Here is a 25,488-nt window from a genome sequence, read left to right on the forward strand (position 1 = left end):
CATTATCCATTCTCATGATGTGATACAGATGGATTGGCTGCAAATATTTTTGTAATGCTGAAGAACAGAATATCCTTTAATGTTTCAAATGCATAGTCGATATCCAATCTTTCGGTCCACTGATGTGCATCAAAACCAACAGGTCCGATATTTAAAACAGGTACGTTCAATACTTCTAAATCTTTAAGTGGTACAGAGTATCCCCTCTCCCACATTGGCATATTAGCGGTAAGTGATATCATGGATGCAGCGGGATACTGTAAACCAGCATAGCTTAAATCGGATATACCATTAAAGTAATTTCTTTTTTCAAAATCTACTCCATGAGAAGCTAATCCATATTTCTGAATGGCTTGCACAGCATTATTGATTAATGGATCTTTATAGGAGCTTATCGCTGGATAAAAGGGCGGCGCAAAAAACAAAATCATCATCGGTGCCAATTCCTTACATAAAATCGCTAGCTTATCGACCATTTTAATCGTTGCCTCTCTATCATCCATCGCCCCCTTGTTTTTCAGGATATTTGCATGAATACTTTCCACACTTTCTTTTCCATACTTTGTCACAGCATACTTACTAAGTTCATCAAATGTTAATACAGTAACCTTCATGTCCGGTGGCACAAATGGAGTAAATTTAGCAAAGGCAAGAGCTTGTTTTTGATAAGAACTAGCTATGTTTGCTGCCGCTCTGTCAGCTGTCTCTTTTAATGATGTCACAATATCATCCATTTTCTTCTCTAATAAAAATAAATTGAATAGTGTTACGGCCCGATGCGGAATTTGCACAGAATAATCCTTTTTAATCCCATACTGTATCAAATTAGTTGGCGGCGGAGTGATTTCCCCCTCTACTATTTCGCATAAATCGGTGTTTAATTCGAATTCCTCTGTCAATAAAGAGACCATAAAATTTGCATTTAATCCTGCAAAGGGTTCCCCAACATGGGTTTCTTTTCCATAGCACAAAAAGCCTGGAAGCAATTTTCCAATCGACCCCGTATATAAATATTTATTTTGGTCACCGGGATATCGCATAAACATCGGCTCACCATTTAATACCGTCACATATTCCAAGTCATGTTTTTGTGCGATTTCTAATAAAAGTGGGACAGCCGCTCTCATTCCGACAGAATTTACTTCCTCATCTGGAACTGTCACTAGCAGAATGTTTCCATCGAATTCTCCGTTGCATGCTTTTTCTATCATAGACATATGGAGGGCAAGCCCACATTTCATGTCCATTGTTCCCCTGCCAAATAACCAATTTCCTGTTTCCATATCGTTTTTGACCTGTCTTGGCAGTTCTTCCTTATGCTGTCGAAATAATTCTGTGATTTTTTGGGGATCAAATGCGTATTCCTTCCATCTTCCATAATCCTCTACATCTACTACATCAAAATGACTGATAAGTATGACTGTCTTTTTCGTTAGTGGTTGTTTTTTTACAAGACCAGTAACAAAATACGTTCCGTCACCTGTTGGATTTTTTTGCAGATGCTGCGGATTCTCTTGGAAATATTTTAAGCTTGTTAACTGATTTATGACATAGTCAGGCAGCTCCTTTTCGGCTTTTGTGCCTGTAATGCTTGGAATCTTGACAAGATTACATAAAAGGTCAACTAATTGCTCCTTTGTACTCCATTTCTCCATGACATGCCCTCTTTTCCGTATGATGAAATTGCTTTCCATTCACTATATAAAAATGGACAGAACCCGCAAATTATGTGGTTCTGCCTATTGCTGTTGAAATTTCGTCTGCCGCTTTCTTTATACAATGAATCAAATAGGATAAACGTTCGTCACTAACACGATATTGGACGACACCAATACTGATTGCCCCGACAATATCGTGATTAAAATTAAAGACAGGTGCTGCAACAGACAATGTTCCATCTGTTCTTTCACTGAAGCTAGTAGCATAGCCCTGTTCTTTAATAAGAGCTAAATGGCCATATAATTCTTTTTGTTTTTCTTTAGATGATGGCAGTAGCTCCTTTACATTTGCCTCAATTGTCTCTTCTGGCATATAAGCTAGAATTGTCTTATTTGGCGCTCCGATATGAAGGGGAATTCGCAGTCCGATTTTGTCAATGATTCGCACATTTGTTGGACTGTCTACACGTTCTATTATGATAGCTTCCTTTCCGTCCGGAATATTGAAATAGATACTTTCCTCTACTTGAAGTGCTAATACTTCCATCACTTCTCGTGCTTTCGTTCTATAATCAGCCTTCTCAAGCTCCCTTAAGCCGATCTCCATCCATAAGCTTCCGAGTTTATATTGCTTCGTATTTTGGTTTTGCTGTACTAAGCGATGTTGAATGAGTGTATTCAGTAAGCGATGGACCGTACTTACCGGAAGACGCAAGCTATCAGCGATTTCTGAAATGGACCACCATTCTCCTTTTTCAGAAGCAATTAACTTGATAATGTTTAATGCTCTATCGATAGACTGTACCATAATGACCTACATTCTGTTTTTGACATAAAAAACCTTTTCACACCATCAATGTAGCAGACAGATAAACATTGTGCAATATTATTTTTACAATGTTAAGAATTATTAAAAATTTGGTTATAACAAGCATGATAACCTATTGACATATTATTGAAATTATTTGACAATAAAGATGATTTCCAAATAGTAGATATCGTTTCCACATTACGGAAAAACCAGCTATTTTAATTTATGCTTGGACAATACATCATATGATATAAAATCACGTTTGAAGAAACCACCTAATGAATGGAGGAACCCTTATGTCTTTATCGGAAAGGATTATAAGGCAAACGGAAAAATATGGAGCAAACAATTATCACCCCCTGCCAATAGTGATTGAAAAAGCGGAAGGGGTATGGGTGGAAGACCCAGAAAACACAAAATATATGGATATGCTTAGTGCCTATTCGGCCGTAAACCAAGGACATCGGCATCCGAAAATTATTGCGGCTTTAAAAAATCAAGCTGATAAAGTGACATTAACCTCCCGCGCCTTTCACCATAGTCAGCTCGGTCCATGGTATGAGAAGCTTAGTAAATGGACAAATAAGGATATGACATTGCCGATGAATACTGGTGCAGAGGCTGTCGAAACAGCTATTAAAGCGGCAAGACGCTGGGCCTATGATGTAAAAGGCATCAAAGCTAATTCGGCAGAAATTATTGCATGCACAGGAAATTTCCACGGCCGCACGATGGCCGCCGTTTCGTTATCGTCTGAGGCTGAATATCAGCGTGGTTTCGGTCCATTGCTTCCTGGCTTTAAACTCATTCCTTACGGAGATTTAGACAGTCTTAAACAAGCGATTACCCCAAATACGGCAGCATTTTTAATCGAGCCAATTCAAGGGGAAGCTGGTATTATCCTCCCACCTCCAGGCTTTATTAAAGCGGCATTTGAGTTATGTCAAAAGCATAACGTTCTCTTTATCGCAGATGAAATTCAAGTTGGCCTTGGCAGAACAGGAAAAATGTTTGCCTATGAGTGGGAAGACATCGAGCCAGACATGCTTATATTGGGCAAAGCACTTGGTGGAGGCGTATTTCCTATTTCCTGTGTTGTTGCTAACAAGGACATACTCGGCGTATTCAATCCAGGATCACACGGGTCCACATTTGGCGGAAACCCACTTGCATGTGCCGTCTCCATCGCAGCATTAGAAGTCATTGAGGATGAAAAGCTTGCAGAACGGTCCCATGAGCTTGGCTCTTATTTTCTTGCCAAACTGCAAGAAATCAAGAACCCGGTAATTAAAGAAGTTCGTGGCAGAGGATTATTTATCGGCATGGAATTATATGAGGAAGCACGACCATATTGTGAGCGGTTGAAGGATCTTGGCTTGCTTTGCAAAGAAACGCACGATACTGTAATTCGGTTTGCGCCGCCGCTGATTATCACAGCGCAGGAATTGGATTGGGCACTTGAAAGGATTAATCAGGTGTTTACCGCAAAATAATGAAGATAAGAACAAGAAACTGATTAGACATTCCTAATCAGTTTCTTGTATCATCGCATTCCCATTTTGCTTTGAAAGCCACTGCATCACTTCTCTTCGTCTAATAATCCCAATAAACACTCCTGAATCATCAACGACTGGGACAAAGTTTTGTTCAAGTAGGGTACTAACAATTTCTTCTATTTCGCTGTTGACAGAAATAGCTTCATATTTAGAATGGAGCGGCACATCTTGAAGGCTGACCACATTTGTATGCTGAAAATCGAGATTACCAGTATTTTTCATTTTCCACAGTAAGTCACCCTCAGTTATTGTGCCTAAATAGTGACCATCCTTGTTTAAGATTGGCACGGCACTGTAGCGGTGATATTCCATCTTTTCCATTACCTGCCTCATTGTCCAATGTTGAAATACGAAAGCAACCTCTTGTTTTGGAATAAGAAAAAATGCTACGTTCATTATCGTTTATTTTCCTTTCTTATTGGCTTGCTGTCTGCCACAATATGAATATCTATATTAGTTGTTTGTCTCATAATATCATTGACGATGGAGCCTCTTTTAATTTCCTCCCACCTTGTTCTTGCTGATTGCCCTAATAATATTTGCGTAATAAAGTAACTTTTGGCTGTTTCAACAATTATTTGAGCAGGCTTTTTCTTTCCTTTTTTCTGAAGAATAAACTGAGCATGAAACTGCAAGGATAATTCTTCCCATACTCTGATCGTTTCTCTTTTCCATTGCGGCATTTCCAGCACATCAGTATCTGTAACATGGAGCACATAGAGCTTTGCCTTTAGTCGATTGGCCATACGCCAGCCTCTTCTTATCAGCTTTTCCGCTGTTTCACTATACTGCACGCAAACTAATATCTTTTCATGAAGTCCAATCGGACCTTGGTAAAGATGACCATTGTTTTCTTCTATTTTTTCATCCACATCATCTGCTACTTCTCTTAACGCCAACTCTCTTAATGCATAAAGATTCGCTTCCGTAAAAAAATTACTTAAGCTTTGCTGAATTTTATGGTTAGCATAAATCTTTCCTTCCTTCAGCCGCTTTCTCAATTCCATTGGTGTGATATCAATAAGCTGAATTTCATCTGCTTTATCAAGGAAAAGGTCTGGCAGTCTTTCCTTTACTTTTACTCCAGTGAAATTCTCCACAATATCATGAATACTTTCCAAATGCTGTATATTAACAGCTGTGTAAACGTCAATCCCTGCAGCTACTATTTCTTCTACATCTATATATCTTTTTGGATTTACTGATCCATAAATATTCGAATGAGCAAGCTCGTCAATAATGACAATTTCAGGTCTTCTTGATAAGATGGCCGGAACATTTACTTCAAAAAACTTCTTTCCTTTATATGTTATTTCTAGCAGTGGAACTCTCTCTAGTTTTCCTACCTGATTTCCCGTTTCCATTCTGTTATGTGTTTCAATCAGCCCAATGACAATATCCTTTCCTTCATTCCGCAATTCATTTGCATCCTGTAGCATTCTATATGTCTTTCCGACCCCTGGTGCTGCGCCAATATACAGCTTTAATTTCCCCCTGCTTTGCTTATTGATTTCTGCAAGGATTTCTTCAGGCGTTCTCCTGTTGGCAAATGGATGTTCCTTATTCACACACATCATCAACTCCATCATTCATAAGCTTCCCGCTTAGTCACAAGCGGGAAACCCAATCTATATTAGGGGATTAATTTCGTTAATTCTATGTTCAATTGCAGAACATTAACCTTTTCCTCGCCAAACATCCCCCAATCCTTTTTCTCTGTATGACGCTCAATCAAATCCAGTAAAGCCTGCTTTGTTATGCTAGTATTATTGGAGATTCTTGTTATCTGTGCTCTTACTGCCTCTGGAGTAATATGAGGATCAAGCCCGGATCCAGAGTTTGTGATTAGGTCAATTGGCAAATCCTGCAGTGATTGATTTGGATTTTCCCTCTCCCAATCCGCTATTGATAGCTTCGTCCGCTCAAGCATCTCTGCATTTGTTGGTGCATAATTATTGGTGCCAGAGCTTGAAGCATCATAATTAATGCTTGAAACTCTCCCATGAAATAAACGTTCATCAGTAAATGACTGGCCAATTAGCTTAGAGCCAATTATTTCACTATTTTCCCCGTACACGAGGCTGCCGTTAGCTTGTGTTGGGAGCAAAATGGAGGCAATGCCTGTAACAGCAAACGGGTAAATCAATCCACAAATAAGCATAAACAGCAAGCTGGTTCTTGCAACGGTTGCAAACATGTTTTCATCCCTTCCAATAGTCAAATAAAATTTATAATACAGTCGATATAAGCAGGTCAATTACTTTAATGCCAATGAACGGTACGATAACACCTCCAGCGCCGTATAAAAACAGGTTTTTCTTTAATAATGCATCAGAGCTCATTGGCTTATATGCTATTCCCTTCATTGCTAGCGGAATGAGAAGCGGGATGATAACCGCATTAAAAATTAATGCAGACAATATTGCCGAAACCGGTGAGTGCAGCTCCATAATATTTAATCTGCTGACTTCTGGTATTGCGACCATAAACATGGCTGGCACTATCGCAAAATACTTGGCAATATCATTTGCAATGCTAAAGGTTGTTAATGCTCCCCTTGTCATTAGCAGCTGCTTCCCAATACTAACTACTTCTATGAGTTTAGTTGGATTAGAATCCAAATCAACCATGTTGGCAGCCTCTTTAGCAGCAGTTGTACCACTGTTCATTGCCAATCCAACATCAGCCTGTGCTAATGCTGGCGCATCATTGGTACCATCGCCTGTCATTGCGATCAATTTGCCTTTTGCTTGCTCCTGCTTAATGACTGCAATTTTATCCTCTGGCTTACATTCAGCAATAAACTCATCAACCCCTGCTTCCTTAGCAATCGTAGCTGCAGTCAAAGGATTGTCGCCAGTGCACATGATTGATGTTATGCCCATTCTCCGCAGCTCTTCGAATCTTTCTCTCATGCCTGGTTTTACAGTATCCTTTAAATAAATGAGTCCTACTATTTGGCTGTCAATTGCAACTGCTAAAGGTGTACCCCCTGCTTGTGCAATATGATTCGCTTTTTTGTCTAAATCTGCAGGTATTATGCCTCCTTTTGATAAAACCCATTGCTTTATGGCATCTACTGCCCCTTTACGGACCAAACTCCCATCCTGCAAATTCAAGCCGCTCATTCTTGTTTCCGCTTTGAATTCAACTATTTCCGCTCCAGCTGCCAATGTATTATCATAGTGATAATTTTCCTTTTTTAATAGCTCCAAAACAGATCTGCCTTCTGGTGTTTCATCTTTCAGTGAGCTTGCTGCAACCCATTTATAAAAGATATCCATATCAGCCTCGCCTGCTTTGATAAATTCACTTGCCATCCGATTCCCAAATGTTATCGTACCTGTTTTATCTAAAATAATCGTATTAATATCACCAGCAGCCTCAACTGCTTTACCCGACATCGCCAAGACATTGAATTTTGTGACCCGATCCATCCCAGCGATCCCAATGGCTGAAAGGAGTCCGCCAATAGTTGTCGGAATTAAGCACACAAGAAGAGCAATTAATACTGGCAATGAAAGCTGAAAGCCTAGATAGTTTGTAAAGAAAGGCAGTGAGATGACAACAAACAGGAAAATAAGAGTTAAGCTAATCAAAACCGTATTCAATGCTATTTCATTCGGTGTTTTTTGCCGCTCTGCTCCTTCTACTAATGAAATCATCTTATCCAAAAAGGATTCTCCAGGATTGCTTGTTATTTTCACCTTTATTTCGTCACTGACTACAATTGTCCCGCCAGTTACAGAATTAAAATCGCCGCCAGCTTCTTTTAAAACAGGTGCAGATTCACCCGTGATTGCTGATTCATCGACAGATGCCAAACCTTGAATCACTTCTCCGTCACCTGGTATCGTTTCTCCTTGCTTAACTAATACAACGTCACCTTTTTTCAGCTGAGAGGATGGTACATGACTAATGCTGCCTTCATTTAAAAGGTTTGCGAACATATCTGTTTTAGATTGTTTTAGCGTACTGGCCTGAGCCTTTCCCCGTCCTTCTGCAATCGCCTCTGCAAAGTTTGCAAACAAAATAGTTAACAATAGAATGATAGAAACGGCAATATTAAAGCCGCGTTCCGTCCCGTTTGCTTCTAATGCGTCTGGAAAAATGGCCAGAACAACTGTGATAAAAAAGCCTAATTCTACAATAAACATAATTGGATTTTTCACCATTAATGTTGGATTCAGCTTAATAAATGAATCCTTAACCGCCTGTATGATAATGTTATTATTCATTAACGTACTTCCTTTCTGACTTTGCAGTTCCTCCTGAGTATTCATAGCTACCCTCCATCACCATGTTAAAAATTCTGCAATTGGCCCTAAAACTAATACTGGGAAAAACGTCAACGCTCCAACAATGAATACTGTTCCGATAAATAAACCTCCGAAAAGAGATGTGTCTGTCTTAAATGTTCCTGCTGTTTCTGGCACAGTATTTTTTGCTGCAAGACTTCCAGAGACTGCAAGCATGGTAATAAGGGGGAAGTATCTGCCAATAAACATAGCAATTCCTGTTGATATATTCCAAAATGGCGTTGCATCACCAAGCCCTTCAAAACCTGAGCCATTATTATTAACAGACGAAGTAAATTCGTACAGTACTTGTGTCAATCCGTGAAAGCCTGGATTTGATATCCCCTCACTCCCTAATGGTGTAAATAACGCAAGCGCACTCCCCACTAATATAAGAATTGGTGAAATCAACATTGTTATAGCAATCAGCTTCATTTCTTTACCTTCTATTTTTTTGCCGAGAAATTCAGGTGTTCTTCCTACCATTAGCCCAGAAATAAATACAGCGATTAGTACATACATCATTATATTGATAAAACCAGAGCCGACACCGCCAAATACTGTATTTAACAGCATATTGGCAAGAGACAGCATACCAGATATCGGTGTTAATGTATCATGCATCGTATTAACAGCACCGGTCTCTGTTGCAGTTGTTGTTATCGCATAAAAAACAGACTGTGCAATGCCTAATCCTACTTCCTTTCCCTCCATACTGCCGTTTTCAGCAGATATGCCAAGTGCTGTAATTGCTGGGTTTCCCTGATATTCTTGATAAAGAGACGTGCTGAGGAACACAAGAAAAATCATAGACATTGAGATTAATAGTACTTTTCCTTGTTTTTTATTTCCAACTAGCCTTCCGTAAGTAATGGGAATGGATGCTGGCAATAAAAACATTAAGATAATCTGCAAGATATTGCTGATTGCATTAGGATTTTCGAATGGATGAGCAGAGTTAACACCAACATAGCCTCCTCCGTTGTTCCCTAGCTCCTTGATGGAAAGAAAGGAACCAATCGGCCCTGTCGCTATTATCTGCACCTCCCCTTCTAGCGTCGTTGCTTCCATCGTTGTTTCGAATGTTTGCGGAACACCAAGCGCTATAAAGAGAAAGCTAGTTACAAAGGCAATAGGCAGCAGGATTCTTGTAATGCTTTTTGTAAAATCAATAAAGAAGTTGCCGATATTCTTTCCAGCCAGCCCCTTTATGAACGCAATCGCCACAGCCAAAGCAGTAGCCGGCGCGACAAACATCATGTAAACAATGGCTATCAACTGGGAAAACAACGATAGTCCAGACTCACCACTATAATGCTGTAAATTCGTGTTTGTCATAAAGCTTATCGCCGTATTAAAGGCTAAATCTGGGCTCATTCCCGCAATATTCCCTGGATTTAACGGTAAGTGTCCCTGCATCCGAAAGATTAAATAGACTAACAGAATCATAAAGGCATTTGCTGTAAGCATCGATAAGGCATACTGCTTCCAATTTTGGTTAATGTTTCTTATCCCCCCAAGCTTATATATCCACTTTTCAACAGGATGGAATAGTTTATCTAGCTTCGTTGTATTGTCACTAAAAACAGAAGCCATATAGTTTCCCATTGGTATTACCAGTCCAACTATGATCAGCAATGTGAGAATGATAGATACTATTGTCAAAAACAATTTATTTCCCTCCATCCAGCCTAAAATTTCTCAGGATTTATTAAGGCATAAAGCAAATAACTAACAACACTAAATGCCAGGATAAATATAAAAATAATCATTTCTGTCCCTCCTGCTCATTTCGGGCTGTTTTTCTAGCAGACCACTTAATTAATTCATACATAGAGGTTAAGGACATTCCGATAATAAAAAGCATAAGCAAGTCTTCCATACTTTTCTCCTTCTTATGTTAAAATTTACCATTATTTCCACACAAAAAACCCCCTGTATTACACAAGGGGTAAAATTCCAAGGTAATACCTTCTGTCTTAACGCTTACGAGGTTAGCTGCCGGATTCGGGCCAAGAAGTAGCCCTACCTTTAATAAGGATTCACCCCGGTGAGAAATCTCACAATTAAAATGGGTCCCCCGCTCCAAGTGGATTCAGCGATATAAGATATTTTTTTTATATAGTTAACAGAAAAAAGACCGCGGAGGATTACCCCGTGGTCGAGTTGATTTTTTCGATCACCAGTTACACATCCTCTCTCTTCACGCTTACGAGGTTAGCTGTCGGATTCGGGCCAAAAGAGTAGCCCTACCTTACTAAGAAGGATTCACCCCGTGCGGTAAAATTACCGCGGATGGGTCCCCCGCTCTAAAATAGACTCAGCGATATAAGAAGTAATATTATGTTAGCAATCATACTCCTTTAAGTTAATGCATGTAAAGATAGTTAAAATTCGATTTTCATTCAAATTAAACCATATTGAACCAATTGAGCTAAATTTAATAGCATAAGTTAACGCTAGCTCCTTTTTCCACTTGAATTCTTTCATTTTTATTAGCTTTTGCAAAAAAAGACAAAAATAAATAACTTACCTAAACCCTTTTGTAAATGCTGATAAAAAGAACTTTGAGGTAGCTCTGAGTTGCCAGCATTTTAAAATAGGATGTGTTGCTGCTTCAGTTTACATAAAGAGTACGAACATTTCCTCCGTACCCTTATCATGCGGATAATATTATATTAAAATAAAAATAAGCCCTCTCCTTTAAATAATAAAAGAGAGGGCTTATTTTAAGTACGCGCCTTAGAGGATTCGAACCTCTGACCGTACGCTTAGAAGGCGTATGCTCTATCCAGCTGAGCTAAAGGCGCATGATTTTGTTCAATTATGTATTACATAAGTAATTATGGCTCCGCAGGTAGGATTCGAACCTACGACCGCTCGGTTAACAGCCGAGTGCTCTACCACTGAGCTACTGCGGAACAATAATATGGTGGGCCTAAATGGACTCGAACCATCGACCTCACGCTTATCAGGCGTGCGCTCTAACCAGCTGAGCTATAGGCCCATATTATTTTGGAGCGGGTGATGAGAATCGAACTCACGACATCAGCTTGGAAGGCTGAGGTTTTACCATTAAACTACACCCGCGTTATTTAGAGAGGGATTATGATTATTACCAGTCTTCCCTCTATGACTGGGCTAGCTGGATTCGAACCAACGAGTGACGGAGTCAAAGTCCGTTGCCTTACCGCTTGGCTATAGCCCAATGAAAAAATATGGGGCGACTGATGGGAATCGAACCCACGAATGTCGGAGCCACAATCCGATGCGTTAACCACTTCGCCACAACCGCCAAGGTTATAAATTTTAATGGTGGAGGGGGACGGATTCGAACCGCCGAACCCGAAGGAGCGGATTTACAGTCCGCCGCGTTTAGCCACTTCGCTACCCCTCCGACATAAAATGAAACATGCTGCTATTTTTTTGTAAAAAATGGCGGTCCGGACGGGACTCGAACCCGCGACCTCCTGCGTGACAGGCAGGCATTCTAACCAGCTGAACTACCGGACCGTGATTGCGGGGACAGGATTTGAACCTGTGACCTTCGGGTTATGAGCCCGACGAGCTACCAGACTGCTCCACCCCGCGATAATAATATTTAAATTGAGTTATATGGAGGAGGAAAGGGGATTCGAACCCCTGCGCGGTTTGACCCGCCTGTCGGTTTTCAAGACCGATCCCTTCAGCCGGACTTGGGTATTCCTCCTCGAAACGCATTCCTATGGTGGACCTTGTAGGACTCGAACCTACGACCGGACGGTTATGAGCCGTCTGCTCTAACCAACTGAGCTAAAGGTCCAAACATGTTTAAAATAATATGGTAGCGGCAGAGGGGATCGAACCCCCGACCTCACGGGTATGAACCGTACGCTCTAGCCAGCTGAGCTACGCCGCCATTATTTTGATATAGTTAATTAAATTAATTGGTGGAGCCTAGCGGGATCGAACCGCTGACCTCCTGCGTGCAAGGCAGGCGCTCTCCCAGCTGAGCTAAGGCCCCAATTTTCAAAGAAAGTATTCATGGTCGGGAAGACAGGATTCGAACCTGCGACCCCTTGGTCCCAAACCAAGTGCTCTACCAAGCTGAGCTACTTCCCGTTTATATATGGCGCGCCCGAAAGGAGTCGAACCCATAACCTTCTGATCCGTAGTCAGACGCTCTATCCAATTGAGCTACGGGCGCATTTTTATTTTGTCGTAGTAATTCTGGAGCGGAAGACGGGGTTCGAACCCGCGACCCCCACCTTGGCAAGGTGATGTTCTACCACTGAACTACTTCCGCATATTGAATTAAATGGTGCGGGTGAAGGGAGTCGAACCCCCACGCCTTGCGGCGCTAGATCCTAAGTCTAGTGCGTCTGCCAATTCCGCCACACCCGCATTATGGTGAGTCATGCAGGATTCGAACCTGCGACCCTCTGATTAAAAGTCAGATGCTCTACCAACTGAGCTAATGACTCATTTCTTTTTCAAGAAAGATGGTGCCGACGAGAGGACTTGAACCCCCAACCTACTAATTACAAGTCAGTTGCTCTACCAATTGAGCTACCTCGGCATATATGGTGGAGGATGACGGGATCGAACCGCCGACCCTCTGCTTGTAAGGCAGATGCTCTCCCAGCTGAGCTAATCCTCCATATATTGGTGACCCATACGGGATTCGAACCCGTGTTACCGCCGTGAAAGGGCGGTGTCTTAACCGCTTGACCAATGGGCCTTAATTCTAATTTTTCTTTTGCTGATTCAGCGTTTGTTTCGTTTGTTGTATCAGCGACAAGTAATATTATATAATTCTTTAAGAGTTATCGTCAACACTTTTTCAAAACTTTTTTTAAAAAAATAGACGTTTTTTTCATAAACCCTGTTCCATCAAGGTTTATGGGTGTATTTTTCGATAGGTTTTTTATTTTACACTATAAATTTCAATGATAAAAGCACTCTTTAGACAAGAAAAAAATTAGCGAATTAAAAAAAAGTGGATTATATGGATTAATATTATATGTAACATCAGCCCTAAAAAAAAAAGACACTTCAATTTAATTTGAAATGTCTTTTGTCATATATAAAGTTAACAACTACTCCTGTGTTTTCTTTACAAGAAGGTTTTTTATCTGAATTATAATTCTTGTAATTCATCTTTCGGTATTCTCTTAAGTACTTCTTATACATTGATTGATATATCTTTTGGCATGAATGCCATCAAGCCTCATTAGGTTCTTTATATTCTGCTTTGCGGCTAAATATGACAGTCCCGACCTTTTCTTCACCCTTGATAGATGCAATGGCTTTTTTATTGTGTTTAATTGAATTTCTACGTTTAGTCATTTCTTGGTCAGATATCATTTTCTTTACTACTTCAAAATCAATATAATTGCTGCTCATCTCGCACCTCAAAAAGCTCTTGAACTGTTAGCATAAGCATTTCATTAGCGCCTTCAAATTGAATAGCTTGATCTTGAGTCAATTCATAATCAGTTTGTACTGCCACAGTTATTACGTGACTTACTTCACTTCTATTCTTAAGTATAGGATAACATATTAAATAGGTGTTTTAATCTGATTGCTTCGTTCAATTAAAAGTTATCTCCTGTTTAAAATAACAATCAATAATTAATATTCGATCATCAGCTTCTTCTGCTTATATCAGCCAGCATAAACATATTCCATGACAAAAAATAAACAAATAGAAAAGTACTTAAAGAAGGAAATTGATTGGAGCGTTAAGGGGTGAGTCTCCTACAGGATTAACGCGACAGGCGAGACCCATCAGGCGTATATGCCGATGCCTCTCGCCCTGTAACGGAAATCAATTCCCCCCTTTTAATATGTTTAAAATCATTCCTGAATGTGTTTGTCTACGAAAAAAAAGCGGGCAATTGCCCGCTTTTTATCTAATCTTCTATTCCAAACTGCTTGCCGGACCAAAAAATTCAAAATGAATATTTTCTGCTGGCACTTCTAATGCTTTCAAATGAGAGTTTATCATTTTCATAAATACAGTTGGTCCGCAGAAATAGAAATCTGCATCCTTGCTTGGAATAATAGACTGTAGCCATTCTAAATCCATAAACCCTTCTTTATCATATGCCTTCTCTTCTAAATCTTGTTGCGTTGGTTCGGAGTATGCCACATAACTTCTAATATTTGCATGCTTTTCAGCTAATTCTTGCAGCTCTGCTTTCAATCCATGTACAGAGCTGTTCAATGCACCATGAATAAACACTACTTCTCTCTCTGGCTGCTCCTTAACAATCGTGTTAAGCATGCTGATCATTGGTGTAATACCAACACCGCCGCTAATCAATACAACTGGCGTTTCTTTATTATCAAGAACAAATTCTCCAGCAGGTGCACTTATTTCTAGTATAGAACCTGTTTGCACATCTTTGTGCAAATAATTAGAAACTACCCCATGTTCTTCTCTTTTAACGCTTATTCGATAGTAAGATTTGCCTGCTGCATCAGATAAGCTGTAATGACGTATATGAGAATACTCTTCTCCCTCTGGATGAACTCTGACTGTCAAATATTGTCCTGGAAGGAAGGAAGCAATTGCCTTTCCATCTTCCGGCTCTAAATAGAAGGAAGTTATACAGTCGCTTTCTGCCACTTTTTTTGTAACAACAAAGCTTCTAAAGCCTTCCCAGCCGCCAGCCTGCTCTTTTGCTTCTTGGTACATATCCTTTTCGATTCCGATAAATGCATCTGCAATGACGCCATAAGCTTCACCCCATGCACCGATAATCTCATCTGTTGCCGCATCCCCTAATACTTCCTTGATTGAATTAAGTAATGTCTCACCAACAATTGGATAATGCTCTGGCAATACACCTAATGCCCGGTGTTTTTGAGCAATTTGCTTAACAACTGGAATTATCGCACCTAATTTATCAATATGAAGAGCTGCTGCATAAACAGTATTAGCTAGTGCTGTTTGCTGCTTCCCTTCTCTTTGGTTAGCATGATTGAAAATATTCAATAACTCCGGATGTTTAGTAAATAGTGTTTTGTAAAAGTGAGTTGTTATCGCTGTTCCATGCACTTCTAGTACAGGCACAGTACTCTTAATAATTTCGATTGTTTTTTCGTTTAACATGATTACTTCCCCCATAATTTAAACATGTATTTGTTTTACATGTTTCTATTATACTTAACTTATTTATAAAAGATATATATCTAATACATCTTTCATAAATTTGTCACAATTACATCAGAAACAGTTTGGTGCTATAATAAAGAGAGCTTCAATGGAGGTTTTCTAATGAGATTAACAAATTATACGGATTATTCTTTACGCGTATTAGTATATTTAGGATTAAAAAAAACCGGTCAGTTGAGTACTATTCAAGAAATTGCTGATACATATAATATTTCTAAAAACCACTTGATGAAAATAATTCATCACCTTGGTAAGCTCGGTTATATAGAAACAATCAGAGGACGTAACGGCGGTATAAAGCTTGCAATGAACCCCACTGAAATCAATATCGGAAAAGTAGTTTTAGCAACAGAAGAGGATTTTCATATTGTCAATTGTTTTAGTGAAGGCAGGAATTATTGTATACTTACCCCTTCCTGCAAGCTTAAGCACGCATTAAATGAAGCACTGATGGCTTTTTTATCTGTTTTAAACAGCTATACTTTAGCTGATTTCCTTCATAATAATGATGAATTGAATGCTTTAATCGGCAACCCTTTTTCTGATAAATAGAAGGAAGAAAACCTCAAACTTTTATGCGTTTGAGGTTTTCTTCCTTTCTAACTATTTAAACGACCGATAATTTAAAGGATTTTACCATTTTTGCTTTTCGTCAAGAACAGTATGACCTTCATCACACTCATTCTTTAATACTTCTAATCGTCTTATTCTTTTACCAGTTAGATGCGATAATATTTGTAGGAACAGATGCATTAATTTACTGCTGTCACCATTGTTCATTATTAATCTTTCCAATATTCACACCTCATTTGTTTTTACTAATTATACCATTTGAATTAGGCATCATCCTAAAATTTAAAAGGAATTTTAAACAAATGAATTAATAAAGTGATAATAATAATGGATATTAGGTAGGCTCTTCCTGGTTTTTGCTGATGCAAGGCAATAACAGAAAACATGACAAGATCAAATATAAAGGAATACTCAAATTTCCAGCCGTTTTGATAGGATATTCTCCCCGTAATATAAAGGATTAACTCTACTATTATGTAGACAACTGACCATATTACTATATATGGAATCCTTTTTGACCAACGCGAAGGAAAATGTGAAAGAAACAGAAATACACTGATAGGCATTGTTATAAGTGCGTATGTAATGACAACCATTTCATGACCGTAAAAGAAATCAGGATGGAACTTCCACAATGTATCCTCCTTAACGATATACTCGTAAAGTAGTCCGCCAGTCGAAATAAATAACATGCTGGCATGATATTCCCGCCAGTTTTTCCAATCTCCCCACTTAAAAGAGGCTAAAATAGTAAGAAGTGTGATGGCAACGTGCATCAAACACAACCCTTTCAGATAATAATATAGGAAAGAGAATCATCTCTGAATAATTAAGAAGAGAGAACCTTTTTATATATACTTTCCATTTATGGGAAAGTTCATGTAAAAAATAGGTGTAAAATATGTCTTAACACTCTTCATTGTGAAAACAACCGGTAATTATGATAGTATTAAAAAGGATTTAAAAAGAGTATACAGAAACGAGGAAAGAGAAATGAGTGTGATCACAAAAAAAAAGCCCAATAATGTTAAGTTTCTATCACGTATTTTATTAGTAATTATTGGCGGCTTCATAACAGCTTACGGTCTTGAAGCAGTATTAATTCCAAACAATGTATCTGACGGAGGAGTTACGGGGATAAGCATTGTTATTTCCGAACTAACTAATCTTCCACTAGGTATCTTAATTGCAATATTAAATTTGCCTTTTGTATTTCTTGGTTATAAACAAATCGGTAAAAGTTTTGCAATATTCTCGGTAATTGGCATAGCCTCATTAGCTGCAGGTACAGTACTAATGCATCATATTAATACAATAATTCATGGAGATACATTGCTTATTACCGTTGTCGGCGGGATTATTATCGGTTTTGGCATGGGTCTTGCACTCCGTAATGGTGGAGCACTTGATGGAATCGATATGTTAGCAGTACTTCTATCCCGAAAACTGCCTTTTGGTACGAGTGATCTTATATTATTCTTGAATGTATTTGTATTTGCAATAGTTTCCATTGTATTTGGTCTCCAAGGAGCTATCCTCTCTGGTATCGCCTACTTTATCGCCTCAAAGGTTATCCATATCGTCGAAGAAGGTTTAAGTGGATCGAAAACCTTTAAAATCATCACAAGTGAACCAGAATTGATGGTAGAGACAATCCGTGACAGACTTGGCAGAAGTGCAACATACAGTCTTGTTCAAGGAGCTTATTCCAGCGAACAATTTAAAGAAATAACTTGTGTCATTAACAGGCTGGAAGAAAGCAAAATGAAAGAAATCATCTATGAAATTGATAAAGGCGCCTTTGTTACAGTATACGATGTAGCAGAAGTTAAGGGCGGTAATTTCAAAAAGAAAGATATTCATTAATCCAATATTGGTGTGCAAGGGACATCCTTTGCACACCTTTTATTATGTATTCCACAAAACAATAACCCCACTCTAGGAGTGAGGCTCTTGGTATAACTAGTATTTGCCTAAGCCAGAGTCTGGTGTCTGGATGATAACAGGGTTTTTATCTGGGTTCAGCCATTTTAAAACAGTTGTAACATTTGATTTTGACGTGGCGGTACAGCCGGCAGTATAGCCGTATTTTCCTGCAACATGGAAGAATATCGCACTACCTTTGCCTGCAACTGGGTTTTTCGTATTGTAATTAATAACAAACCCTAAATCGTACTCAGGAATATTCATTTTTTCAGCACTATTCCAGCGTCCATTGTTTTTGGAAGCCTTTTGCCATGTGTTATATAAGGAAGAAGCTGGATCATCTACCCATACATCATCATTCGTAATTTTACGGTATGGTAATTTAGTACCTGGATTTGCACCTCTGCCAAACGCAGTACCAATCGTATATTTTCCTGTTGGCGAAGCTTGTGAGCCTTCTGACATTTTGTCAGTCATCCCCTTTTTGCCAAGCACACCTGCCATTGAATCGACTTGCTTCCACTTACCCTTTGCTTTCTCAAATGTTCTGATTGTCGCTGTTTTCGATGAAGAATTCGCTGATGTAACTAAAATCAGCTGTTGGGCATTACCAAGTGTCTTCATATTATTTACAGTATCCACAATCGATTGCTTAGAAGAACTATTAGATGAAGTCGCTTTTACATATGTACCGCTGACATAGCCTGTTTTTCCTTTAAAGTCAATTTTATACCAGCCATTAGATTCCTTCTTCTGAACTGTCAGCTTTGTTCCCTTTTTTACAGAACCAATCACTTTAGACTTTGTATTTGAACCGCTTCTTACATTCAGTGTATCTGCCGTTACTGTATATGTAGTCTTTGTCGCAGATGTAGTCGCTTTCACATATGCACCGCTGACATAGCCCGTTTTCCCTTTGAAGGTAATCTTATACCAGCCATTAGATTCCTTCTTCTGAACTGTCAGCTTTGTTCCTTTTTTAACAGAACCAATCACTTTAGACTTAGTGCTTGAACCGCTTCTCACATTCAATGTATCTGCCGTTACAGTGTATGTTACCGAACTTGCTGCTTCTGCAACAGCTGGCGTTAACATCCCCGCACCTACAACTAAACTAGAGCTAATAACTAAGCATGTAAGCAGCATACAAATATACTTCTTCACTCTGTTCACTTCCTTTCCTGATGACCTCCATATTGTAACAGGTTTTATCCGATTACTAGATTTCATCACAAAAAAATCATTGAATTGTAATCGTTGACATAATTATATTTCTAGAGGTTGCACTACCTTTCATACCCTTATCACTCTTATTTTTAATCCTGTAATAAATGATTTGTTAACAGTTCCTACTAGGGCTCGTAAATAAAAAAGAGGCGCGAATGATAAAATCCGTGCCTCTTTCAAAATAATATACTAGTCTTCTTTTTTCTTTAATTTAAAGAAGTTAATTTTAGTCTTCATTTCATACGTCATCTCACCTAAGCTGACAGCTGATGCACTGACTTCTTGGATGGAAGCAGACATTTCCTCTGCAGATGCGGAAATTTCCTCTGCTGAGGCAGCTACATCTTCCGCTATAGCTCCTGTTTGATCCAATTCTTCCATAATAACCGTTTTTTCTTGTTGGATTTTTATTGAAGAATCTTTAATGTCTTTGATTTTAGGTGAAATCTCTTCTACTGCATTTATTATTTCCTCAAAAGAATGAATAGTTGTATCTAACTGTCCTCTTTGTGATAGAAGTTCTTTGTTAACATCCTCTGCGGATTCAACCATTTGCGTAGTATCTTTAGAAACACCATTAATAATGGAATCAATCTTGTCAGAAGACTCTCTGCTTTTTTCAGCCAAGTTTCTGATTTCATTTGCTACTACAGCAAAACCTTTTCCAGAGTCACCAACTCTTGCTGCTTCAATAGCTGCATTCAATGCTAACAGATTCGTTTGTTCAGCAATTGAATTGATAATTTCTGTCATCTCATTAACATTGCGGATGTTTAATTCAACAGACTTTACTCTCTCTATTAATTCCATAAATGTTGCATTTAATGATTCGAAAGCCTTCATCATCATATTCATTTCTTGACTGCTTTCATTTGCCATACTTAATATAGAATTCGTGGAGGAATCGACTTCATTAATTGATTGCGCCATAATATCTAAGCTTGTCCCAAATTGATTTAACCCAGAATTTACACTTTTTATTTTATGATGCTGCTCTGTTGCACCTTCCGCGACAGTTGTAATTGCTGTTGCAACGTTTTCCGAGGTGGCACTCATTTGTTGAGAAAACGAAGACAGGTTTTGAGCATGATCATCAATACTTAAAGCATTTGTCTGGAAGTTATTAATAACATCTGTTAAGTTATTTTGCATATTAAACAATGATCTTCCGATATCTCCAAGCTCATCTTTTCTTGTCAGGTCTTTCTCTGCAAATTCATTAACTAAACCGCCATCTGCCACAACCTCTGCAATGTTACTATATTTCTTCGCTGTTTTCCCCATACGATTTGAATAAATAACAATTGCTATAGTGACCAAAACAATCGAAACAAGTCCAGATAGGACAAAAATTCTTAGCAAGTCATTAAGGCTATCAAATAGTTTACTTTCACTTACACTTATCCCTATCTTCCAGTCTGTATTAGGAATAGTTGAAAAGTAGTAGAAATATTTTTCATTATCTGCTGTATATTCAGTTTTTCCCGTCTTATTCGCTAACATATATTTAGAAGCAGTTACCAAGGATGAGTTTTTATCATCCAAGATACTTTCCTTTGTTAAACGCTTTTCATCTACACCACCGAGAAGAATCCCATCGCTCTGTACCAACATGGCTTTCCCATCGTAATCAATGTTTGCTTCCGTAATTAACTTTTGGATGCTGCTAATATCAACATCTACTGTAACGACACCCATTAAGTTACCATTTTGATTCTTAAAAGGATAAGCAGATGTAACCATCGAAACATTTGTAGATGGATCTGCATACGCCTTTGTCCAGCCCCCATTTTCTTGAGAACCAACTTTATACCACTCTGTAGACCAAATATCTAGGTCGCCTGTAGTATAGGAATCATCAACAGTAACATTTTCTCCATCCTTATAGGCATATGGTGCATACTGTTTTTTACCTTTTACTGCGTTTGGCTCAAACCAAATTCCCATCGCAAATGTTTCATTATACATAGGAATGTAATTTTGTAATAAACCATTATAATCATTATCCTTTAATAAGTCAGAATTAACTTCAACAGTTTTTGCCAAACTGTTGGCTAAACCATTTTCCTTTTCCAATATGGTAGTAATACCTTGCGCAGTTTCTTCTATTTTTGTATTCATTGCATAATCAAGTTGTCGCTTGATGATTTGTTTTGAAAAGGTATAGCCAATTGACGAAATAACAACTAACGCAATGATGATAATAGGAACAACAAATGAAATAAGTGATGCTGCAATACTTTTCTTACGATGTTTGAATTTCATATTTCCCCCTGCTTACTTTAATATAGATCACAATATGACTACTATCGTCTAGGCAGAAGGAATTATGAAGTGCATTTCATAAAAAAACGCAAATTTCGACATATGTATTTTCTTGAAGTATTACTATGGACTTAGATGCAAAAAAACTTCTTTGGGTAATTCCCTATAAAAAGAGGCTGGGACATAAGTATGTGAATCAGCGGAAAGACCGAACTATTTAATCAATTATTGATTAAATAGTTTGGTTTTTTGTTTTTAGTTTAGATACAAAAAATTAGAAATTTTAGTGAAATGGAGCGGAGGTCACTCGACTACTAAGGGAAATAGAGGAAAGGATGAGACCCCGCTTGCGAAGACGAGGAGGCTCATCTTCCTCCCCGCGGAAAGCGAGTGGGTGCAGCGCAATGAAACGAACTAACTTTAACTCAACATTCTATTTAGACACAACCTTCATTTTTCAAATTTAGTTGTACTTTTATTATTCTTGTTTAGAAAGGTTATCTGGTTATCTTTTGTTTTGGCCCAGCCTCCTCTTAATATACATTCAAATCTCTTTACAGCAAACTTTCCTCCAACATTTTCATCTGATAAAAATAGCCTTCCTTAAACATCAGCTCTTGATAAGAGCCATATTCTATTATATTGCCATGATCCATTACAATAATTGTATCCATTTTGTCTAATCCTTGTAACCGGTGACTGACTAGAATTAATGTATCTTGTTCGGCAGCTTCAAATAGATTTTGGTAAATAGTTTGTTCTGTCAGTGCATCTAGTGATGAAGTTGGTTCATCTAATAACCAGAGATGGCCATTCTTAAGGAAAGCTCTAGCAATTGCTAGACGCTGTCTTTCGCCACCAGACAGATTTGCAGCATTCTCTAATACAGGCTGATCTAATGAAAAATGCTCAAGATTCACCTTAAATAAGGCATCCTTCAGCTTATCATCAGTAAGGTCATTACCTGCTAATTGAAGATTTTCGCGGATTGTACCGTAAAAAAAATGATTTTCCTGTAATACTACCTTTGTTTTTTCCCAGATTGCTTCGTCAGCAATACTAGCTGTATCATGTGCATCCCATTTAACTGTTCCTTTTTGAACCTGTATTAACTTTAGAATGATTTGCAGCAAGGTTGACTTGCCCGAACCACTTGCACCAACAATTGCGACTTTGGATTTGGCTGGAATGCTTAATGATAGATTCGTAATGATTGTGCGCCAATCTCCTTGATAAGTAAATTGTATCTCTTTAAAGGTAAGTGCAGGTGCTTTATCTGCTAACTTATAAATAGATGACTGTGTACCGTTACTCTGAATATCAGGGTCTTCTATTACTTCATATAAACGCTGTGTAGCATCCTTACTTTCCTGCATATAAACTGGAAAGACTGCCATCGGTGCAGCAGGCTCAAAAACAGTTAAGGAAATCATGACAAGCATTGCAAGAATTACCCCTTCTAATGTCCCAGTAGTCACTAAATACGCGCCAATTGCTAACACAAACCAGCTAACTACGAAGGTAATAAACCCATTAAACGATTGGCTCGAAATTTTATTTATATTTTCAGCCTTTTGTTGAGTAATATAGGCTTCCGATTGATTTAATAAGTGGTTTTGTTTTATCTGCAATTGTTGAAACAGCTTTAAATCGCGAAATCCAAACATCATTTCTGTTATATATGTTGATAAATGACCTCTTTCATTCCTAACTCTTCCGTTAATTTTCACCTGTCTTAATGTAAAGAGAGCTGGAATAATAATGGTAGTCAATAAGAATCCGATTATTAATATGACTGCAATCTGTATGGAATAGAAGCTTGTAAAGAGAATTGTGCTTATAAAGACTAGTAATAACACAATTGGTGGGTAAAAAACTCTCAAAAAGAAATTTTGCAGGCTCTCAACATCCCCAACAACACGTGCCAGTAAATCACCACTTCGATATTTATGGAATACGTTTGGAACTAGTGGCGTTAATTTTTCAAAGAATGCTACTCGTAAATTACTTAAAATCGTAAATGTGGCTCTATGGGAATAAAGACGTTCTCCATATTTCGCCCCTGCTTTCACAAGACCAAGTAGCTTCACAGCAGATGTTAAAATAATTAATGTATAAAAGGGAGGGATTAAGGCAGATTTGGATATAAGGTAACCACTTGCAGCAAAAAGGCCAACACTGCTTATACCAGCAATGAAACCACAAATAATTGCGATTACTATATCTTTTTTCTCGATTAACATTAACTTAATCACTTTAAACAATGATCTCACTGTTTTGCCCCCCCTTTTTGAATAGTCACAACTTTTTTATATGCCGGTACATTGTCTAGCAAGTATTTATGTGTACCGATTGCTTGTAGTCGTCCTTTTTCCAAATAAAGAATTTGATCTGCATTTTGAATGGTGTGCAAACGATGAGCAACCGTTATAACGGTTGCCATTTCACTTAGTTTTTCAATCGATTGCTGCAAAATACCTTCCGTAGCTAGATCAAGTCCTCGTGTTGGCTCATCAAGTAAAACAATTTTTGGTTTTTTAAGGAAGGCTCGTGCAATGGATACGCGCTGCTTCTCTCCACTTGAAAGTCCCCTGCCAGCTTCGCCTATGCTTGTTTGTAGCCCTTTTTCTAAAGAAGTAATTAACGGTAAAAGCCCTGCTAGTTTTGCAGCTTCATATACAGCCTTTTCATCAACCGCTTCTGTCATCCCCATTGAAATATTTTCAAGTATCGTACCTGAAAACATATAAGGATGTTGCGAAATATAAGAAATCTGCTTTAACCAGGATGCTTCCGTATAGGAAGTGAGCTCCATATTATTGAGTTTAATTGATCCGTTGCCTGGCGTTATCATCCCTGCCAATAAATGAAGTAACGTAGATTTCCCTGTGCCACTTGCCCCAACTATCGCAATTTTTTGTTTTGGTAGAAATGTAGCAGTCATGGGCTGTAATTGAAAGCCGTCATCAGGATAGGTATACCCTACGTGATCAAGCTTAATAGTTGGTGGATTGCCCTGCTCAGGTATTTCTTGTCCTCCCCATACTATCAAACTATCTTGTTCTTCAAATTCTTCCAATACTTTTTTTGTTGCTCCCATACTTGCCCTGCCATTATGAAATGTTAATCCTAATTCTTTTAATGAAGTAAAAAACTCCGGTACTAGAATTAAAATGAAAAAGGCAGGAAAGAAGGATATATTTTGATAAATAATCATTTGGATAGCCAGTTCCAGTGCAACAATTCCTATACTTAACATGGAAATAAGTTCAAGTGCAAAGGATTGTGTAAAGGCAATTTTAAGAATTTCGAGTGTCGTGTCACGAAAGCCCAAACTCGTTTTTTCTAATTCATCCTTTTGACGGTTCGTTTGGTCAAATAGCTTTAACGTAACAAGTCCTTTTAATGTATCAAGAAATTTGCCAGAAAAAGAAGCTAATTTTTCTAACTTCTCCTCTGACTTTTTTTGAGTTTTAATACCGATGATAATCATGTAAATCGGAATAAAAGGTGCTGAAACTATTAATATTAGACCAGAGTTCACATGCTGTGTAAAAACTACAATTAATATTAATATTGGCACAAATATACTCTGCATCACTTGAGGAATAAATTGACTATAAAAGCTGTCCATTTCATCAACACCATCAAGCAGCATGCTAACCTTTTTCCCTGTTTGCCCTTTTCCAGCAATATGCAAGGAGCTATTCGTATATTTTGTTAATAATTCTCTACGAATATTTCCCTTAACATCACTAGCTATTGATACTCCGATACGTTTACTTAAATAATCCGAACCGGACCTCATTAGTAATATCAATAATAAGAGCAGTAGCCATGGTACAATATCCGCAAAAGTTTGATCTTTCAAAAATACACCGTCAACAATACTCGTCATTGCAAAAGCCTGAGTAATAATTGCTATGCCAAGTAATAAAGTTAATCCCATTAATATAAAGATACTTTTTTTATATAGCCATATGGTCTGCTTTAGCTTTTGCATAATCAATTC

19 protein-coding genes, 21 tRNA genes and 2 riboswitches are annotated in these 25,488 nt (G+C 38.2%); of the genes, 3 read left to right on the forward strand and 37 right to left on the reverse strand.

The features are described 5' to 3' along the window. Nucleotides 1-2: 2 nt before the first annotated feature. Entirely contained in the window at nt 3-1,655 is a 1,653-nt protein-coding gene (locus NQZ71_RS22080; protein ID WP_317012448.1) for a M20/M25/M40 family metallo-hydrolase, read from the reverse strand. A 70-nt stretch (nt 1,656-1,725) separates the two neighbouring features. Beyond that, entirely contained in the window at nt 1,726-2,466 is a 741-nt protein-coding gene (locus NQZ71_RS22085; RefSeq protein ID WP_275008919.1) for an IclR family transcriptional regulator, read from the reverse strand. A gap of 299 nt (nt 2,467-2,765) precedes the next feature. On the opposite strand from NQZ71_RS22085, the gene NQZ71_RS22090 reads away from it, so the two are divergent. Next, nucleotides 2,766-3,962, forward strand: a complete 1,197-nt coding sequence (locus NQZ71_RS22090) for an ornithine--oxo-acid transaminase (RefSeq protein WP_317012449.1) — start codon at nt 2,766-2,768, stop codon at nt 3,960-3,962. 33 nt (nt 3,963-3,995) lie between these two features. On the opposite strand, the gene NQZ71_RS22095 is transcribed toward NQZ71_RS22090, so the two are convergent. The 30 genes from NQZ71_RS22095 to hmpA all read right to left on the reverse strand — a co-directional run bounded on the left by NQZ71_RS22095 (nt 3,996) and on the right by hmpA (nt 15,422). Continuing rightward, entirely contained in the window at nt 3,996-4,421 is a 426-nt protein-coding gene (locus tag NQZ71_RS22095; RefSeq protein ID WP_144454241.1) for a CBS domain-containing protein, read from the reverse strand. Then, nucleotides 4,421-5,602 carry a KdpD-like non-kinase potassium sensor gene (kdpDN, locus tag NQZ71_RS22100; protein ID WP_394374159.1) on the reverse strand — a complete coding sequence of 394 codons (1,182 nt, stop codon included), beginning with the start codon at nt 5,600-5,602 and terminating at the stop codon, nt 4,421-4,423. The genes NQZ71_RS22095 and kdpDN overlap by 1 nt, the downstream gene beginning before the upstream one ends. A gap of 56 nt (nt 5,603-5,658) precedes the next feature. Continuing rightward, nucleotides 5,659-6,222, reverse strand: a complete 564-nt coding sequence (gene kdpC / locus NQZ71_RS22105) for a potassium-transporting ATPase subunit KdpC (protein ID WP_317012450.1) — start codon at nt 6,220-6,222, stop codon at nt 5,659-5,661. A gap of 31 nt (nt 6,223-6,253) precedes the next feature. Then, entirely contained in the window at nt 6,254-8,308 is a 2,055-nt protein-coding gene (gene kdpB / locus NQZ71_RS22110; RefSeq protein ID WP_317012451.1) for a potassium-transporting ATPase subunit KdpB, read from the reverse strand. 12 nt (nt 8,309-8,320) lie between these two features. Then, the gene (kdpA, locus tag NQZ71_RS22115) at nt 8,321-9,988 is read right to left on the reverse strand and encodes a potassium-transporting ATPase subunit KdpA (protein WP_317012511.1); all 1,668 of its coding nucleotides are present in this window, start codon (nt 9,986-9,988) and stop codon (nt 8,321-8,323) included. 26 nt (nt 9,989-10,014) lie between these two features. After that, nucleotides 10,015-10,095 carry a potassium-transporting ATPase subunit F gene (locus NQZ71_RS26265; protein ID WP_394374160.1) on the reverse strand — a complete coding sequence of 27 codons (81 nt, stop codon included), beginning with the start codon at nt 10,093-10,095 and terminating at the stop codon, nt 10,015-10,017. Nucleotides 10,096-10,292: 197 nt separating this feature from the next. After that, a riboswitch (cyclic di-AMP (ydaO/yuaA leader) is annotated at nt 10,293-10,434 on the reverse strand. Between the two features lie 79 nt (nt 10,435-10,513). Beyond that, nucleotides 10,514-10,659, reverse strand: a riboswitch (cyclic di-AMP (ydaO/yuaA leader). Nucleotides 10,660-11,059: 400 nt separating this feature from the next. After that, nucleotides 11,060-11,133, reverse strand: a tRNA-Arg gene (locus NQZ71_RS22120). Between the two features lie 36 nt (nt 11,134-11,169). Then, nucleotides 11,170-11,244 (reverse strand) — tRNA-Asn (locus NQZ71_RS22125). A gap of 9 nt (nt 11,245-11,253) precedes the next feature. Continuing rightward, nucleotides 11,254-11,330, reverse strand: a tRNA-Ile gene (locus tag NQZ71_RS22130). Between the two features lie 9 nt (nt 11,331-11,339). Further along, a tRNA-Gly gene (locus tag NQZ71_RS22135) sits at nt 11,340-11,413 on the reverse strand. Nucleotides 11,414-11,459: 46 nt separating this feature from the next. Continuing rightward, nucleotides 11,460-11,531: transfer RNA gene (locus NQZ71_RS22140), tRNA-Gln, on the reverse strand. An 11-nt stretch (nt 11,532-11,542) separates the two neighbouring features. Beyond that, a tRNA-His gene (locus NQZ71_RS22145) sits at nt 11,543-11,618 on the reverse strand. Between the two features lie 18 nt (nt 11,619-11,636). Further along, nucleotides 11,637-11,720, reverse strand: a tRNA-Tyr gene (locus NQZ71_RS22150). Nucleotides 11,721-11,759: 39 nt separating this feature from the next. Then, nucleotides 11,760-11,836, reverse strand: a tRNA-Asp gene (locus tag NQZ71_RS22155). Nucleotides 11,837-11,840: 4 nt separating this feature from the next. Next, nucleotides 11,841-11,914: transfer RNA gene (locus NQZ71_RS22160), tRNA-Met, on the reverse strand. A 25-nt stretch (nt 11,915-11,939) separates the two neighbouring features. Further along, a tRNA-Ser gene (locus NQZ71_RS22165) sits at nt 11,940-12,032 on the reverse strand. Nucleotides 12,033-12,048: 16 nt separating this feature from the next. Continuing rightward, nucleotides 12,049-12,125 (reverse strand) — tRNA-Ile (locus tag NQZ71_RS22170). A gap of 19 nt (nt 12,126-12,144) precedes the next feature. Then, nucleotides 12,145-12,221 (reverse strand) — tRNA-Met (locus tag NQZ71_RS22175). A gap of 29 nt (nt 12,222-12,250) precedes the next feature. Then, nucleotides 12,251-12,326, reverse strand: a tRNA-Ala gene (locus NQZ71_RS22180). A 21-nt stretch (nt 12,327-12,347) separates the two neighbouring features. After that, nucleotides 12,348-12,424, reverse strand: a tRNA-Pro gene (locus tag NQZ71_RS22185). 8 nt (nt 12,425-12,432) lie between these two features. Continuing rightward, nucleotides 12,433-12,509: transfer RNA gene (locus tag NQZ71_RS22190), tRNA-Arg, on the reverse strand. Between the two features lie 24 nt (nt 12,510-12,533). Further along, a tRNA-Gly gene (locus NQZ71_RS22195) sits at nt 12,534-12,608 on the reverse strand. A 13-nt stretch (nt 12,609-12,621) separates the two neighbouring features. Next, a tRNA-Leu gene (locus NQZ71_RS22200) sits at nt 12,622-12,706 on the reverse strand. Nucleotides 12,707-12,710: 4 nt separating this feature from the next. Further along, a tRNA-Lys gene (locus tag NQZ71_RS22205) sits at nt 12,711-12,786 on the reverse strand. A 19-nt stretch (nt 12,787-12,805) separates the two neighbouring features. Continuing rightward, nucleotides 12,806-12,881, reverse strand: a tRNA-Thr gene (locus NQZ71_RS22210). Nucleotides 12,882-12,886: 5 nt separating this feature from the next. Further along, a tRNA-Val gene (locus tag NQZ71_RS22215) sits at nt 12,887-12,962 on the reverse strand. Between the two features lie 6 nt (nt 12,963-12,968). Then, nucleotides 12,969-13,043 (reverse strand) — tRNA-Glu (locus tag NQZ71_RS22220). 482 nt (nt 13,044-13,525) lie between these two features. Next, nucleotides 13,526-13,708 (reverse strand): hypothetical protein, encoded by a 183-nt coding sequence (locus NQZ71_RS22225; RefSeq protein WP_317012452.1) that lies wholly within the window; start codon nt 13,706-13,708, stop codon nt 13,526-13,528. Next, on the reverse strand, nt 13,689-13,814 hold the full coding sequence (locus NQZ71_RS22230; protein ID WP_317012453.1) for a hypothetical protein: 126 nt from the start codon (nt 13,812-13,814) through the stop codon (nt 13,689-13,691). Before NQZ71_RS22230 ends, NQZ71_RS22225 begins: the two co-directional genes overlap by 20 nt. Nucleotides 13,815-14,225: 411 nt before the next feature. Beyond that, nucleotides 14,226-15,422 carry an NO-inducible flavohemoprotein gene (hmpA, locus tag NQZ71_RS22235; RefSeq protein ID WP_317012454.1) on the reverse strand — a complete coding sequence of 399 codons (1,197 nt, stop codon included), beginning with the start codon at nt 15,420-15,422 and terminating at the stop codon, nt 14,226-14,228. A gap of 165 nt (nt 15,423-15,587) precedes the next feature. Here hmpA and NQZ71_RS22240 point away from each other — a divergent pair, with 165 nt between their 5' ends. Further along, nucleotides 15,588-16,037, forward strand: a complete 450-nt coding sequence (locus NQZ71_RS22240) for an Rrf2 family transcriptional regulator (RefSeq protein ID WP_144458470.1) — start codon at nt 15,588-15,590, stop codon at nt 16,035-16,037. A 296-nt stretch (nt 16,038-16,333) separates the two neighbouring features. Here the strand turns inward: NQZ71_RS22240 and NQZ71_RS22245 are convergent, their stop codons facing one another. Further along, nucleotides 16,334-16,834, reverse strand: coding sequence for a CBO0543 family protein (locus NQZ71_RS22245; RefSeq protein ID WP_144458469.1), 501 nt, complete (start codon nt 16,832-16,834; stop codon nt 16,334-16,336). Between the two features lie 217 nt (nt 16,835-17,051). On the opposite strand from NQZ71_RS22245, the gene NQZ71_RS22250 reads away from it, so the two are divergent. Next, nucleotides 17,052-17,924, forward strand: a complete 873-nt coding sequence (locus NQZ71_RS22250; protein WP_127738719.1) for a YitT family protein — start codon at nt 17,052-17,054, stop codon at nt 17,922-17,924. A gap of 96 nt (nt 17,925-18,020) precedes the next feature. On the opposite strand, the gene NQZ71_RS22255 is transcribed toward NQZ71_RS22250, so the two are convergent. The 4 genes from NQZ71_RS22255 to cydD all read right to left on the reverse strand — a co-directional run bounded on the left by NQZ71_RS22255 (nt 18,021) and on the right by cydD (nt 25,479). Continuing rightward, complete coding sequence (locus NQZ71_RS22255; RefSeq protein ID WP_260056112.1) at nt 18,021-19,148, reverse strand: SH3 domain-containing protein; 1,128 nt, start codon at nt 19,146-19,148, stop codon at nt 18,021-18,023. A 252-nt stretch (nt 19,149-19,400) separates the two neighbouring features. Further along, a complete protein-coding gene (locus NQZ71_RS22260; RefSeq protein ID WP_144458467.1) occupies nt 19,401-21,476 on the reverse strand; it encodes a methyl-accepting chemotaxis protein in 2,076 nt (691 codons plus the stop codon). Between the two features lie 554 nt (nt 21,477-22,030). Next, nucleotides 22,031-23,749 carry a thiol reductant ABC exporter subunit CydC gene (cydC, locus tag NQZ71_RS22265; RefSeq protein ID WP_317012456.1) on the reverse strand — a complete coding sequence of 573 codons (1,719 nt, stop codon included), beginning with the start codon at nt 23,747-23,749 and terminating at the stop codon, nt 22,031-22,033. Beyond that, nucleotides 23,746-25,479: a thiol reductant ABC exporter subunit CydD gene (gene cydD, locus NQZ71_RS22270; protein ID WP_260055796.1), complete on the reverse strand. Its 1,734-nt coding sequence runs from the start codon at nt 25,477-25,479 to the stop codon at nt 23,746-23,748. Before cydD ends, cydC begins: the two co-directional genes overlap by 4 nt. Between the last annotated feature and the right edge of the window lie 9 nt (nt 25,480-25,488).

Origin of the sequence: Niallia taxi (genome assembly GCF_032818155.1) — a bacterium.
Lineage (GTDB): Bacteria > Bacillota > Bacilli > Bacillales > Cytobacillaceae > Niallia > Niallia taxi_A.

What these genes read in the sequence shown, in the direction of transcription:
- NQZ71_RS22080 (WP_317012448.1), bottom strand. Translation starts at nt 1,655, where the DNA reads ATGGAGAAATGGAGTACAAAGGAGCAATTAGTTGACCTTTTATGTAAT.
- NQZ71_RS22260 (WP_144458467.1), bottom strand. Translation starts at nt 21,476, where the DNA reads ATGAAATTCAAACATCGTAAGAAAAGTATTGCAGCATCACTTATTTCA.
- kdpB (WP_317012451.1), bottom strand. Translation starts at nt 8,308, where the DNA reads ATGAATACTCAGGAGGAACTGCAAAGTCAGAAAGGAAGTACGTTAATG.
- cydD (WP_260055796.1), bottom strand. Translation starts at nt 25,479, where the DNA reads ATGCAAAAGCTAAAGCAGACCATATGGCTATATAAAAAAAGTATCTTT.
- kdpDN (WP_394374159.1), bottom strand. Translation starts at nt 5,602, where the DNA reads ATGATGTGTGTGAATAAGGAACATCCATTTGCCAACAGGAGAACGCCT.
- NQZ71_RS22085 (WP_275008919.1), bottom strand. Translation starts at nt 2,466, where the DNA reads ATGGTACAGTCTATCGATAGAGCATTAAACATTATCAAGTTAATTGCT.
- NQZ71_RS22090 (WP_317012449.1), top strand. Translation starts at nt 2,766, where the DNA reads ATGTCTTTATCGGAAAGGATTATAAGGCAAACGGAAAAATATGGAGCA.
- NQZ71_RS22250 (WP_127738719.1), top strand. Translation starts at nt 17,052, where the DNA reads ATGAGTGTGATCACAAAAAAAAAGCCCAATAATGTTAAGTTTCTATCA.
- NQZ71_RS22240 (WP_144458470.1), top strand. Translation starts at nt 15,588, where the DNA reads ATGAGATTAACAAATTATACGGATTATTCTTTACGCGTATTAGTATAT.
- NQZ71_RS22095 (WP_144454241.1), bottom strand. Translation starts at nt 4,421, where the DNA reads ATGAACGTAGCATTTTTTCTTATTCCAAAACAAGAGGTTGCTTTCGTA.
- NQZ71_RS22225 (WP_317012452.1), bottom strand. Translation starts at nt 13,708, where the DNA reads ATGAGCAGCAATTATATTGATTTTGAAGTAGTAAAGAAAATGATATCT.
- NQZ71_RS22245 (WP_144458469.1), bottom strand. Translation starts at nt 16,834, where the DNA reads ATGCACGTTGCCATCACACTTCTTACTATTTTAGCCTCTTTTAAGTGG.
- kdpC (WP_317012450.1), bottom strand. Translation starts at nt 6,222, where the DNA reads ATGTTTGCAACCGTTGCAAGAACCAGCTTGCTGTTTATGCTTATTTGT.
- NQZ71_RS26265 (WP_394374160.1), bottom strand. Translation starts at nt 10,095, where the DNA reads ATGATTATTTTTATATTTATCCTGGCATTTAGTGTTGTTAGTTATTTG.
- hmpA (WP_317012454.1), bottom strand. Translation starts at nt 15,422, where the DNA reads ATGTTAAACGAAAAAACAATCGAAATTATTAAGAGTACTGTGCCTGTA.